Raw genomic sequence first — 409 nt, 5'->3', positions numbered from 1 at the left:
GGTGATCGAGAAGTTCGTTGCTCCGTAGGGCGCGAAGTCCTCGTCGGTTCCGATGAAGTACTGGTTGTCGGCGGTGAACTCGCCCTGGTGCCCGTTGCCCTCTGCCGTGCGGGCGGCTCCGGTCGACTCCAGCAGCTGCGGATCGGGATGACTGAAGTCCGTGTCGCCGATCAGCGTCGGGTTCGCCGGGTCGTCGACGTCGAGCTGAACGTAGCCACCGTCCCAGTAGGACAGCAGCAGGACCCAGTGCCCGCCGATGTTCTTGACGACCATGTCGTGCAGGAACACCTCGGTGAGGCCGAGCTGGGTCTGGGTGAGGTTCGGGGACTCGGCGTCGACGTCGATCTCGCGGATCAGCCGCGGCCGCTTCGGGTTGGTGATGTCGAGGATGTCGACGTCCGCGCCGCCC

General features: G+C 66.0%; 1 protein-coding gene. It reads right to left on the bottom strand.

Annotated features, from left to right (window positions below; genetic code table 11):
- Positions 1-409: LVIVD repeat-containing protein (locus IG04_RS47550; protein WP_030482302.1), on the bottom strand; the 409-nt coding region annotated here is incomplete at both ends.

It is taken from the genome of Lentzea albidocapillata (assembly GCF_000719115.1).
In the GTDB taxonomy this organism is placed as follows: Bacteria; Actinomycetota; Actinomycetes; order Mycobacteriales; family Pseudonocardiaceae; genus Lentzea; species Lentzea albidocapillata.
Note: the sequence above shows the minus strand (reverse complement) of the source record. Positions and strands in the feature narration are given on the sequence as shown.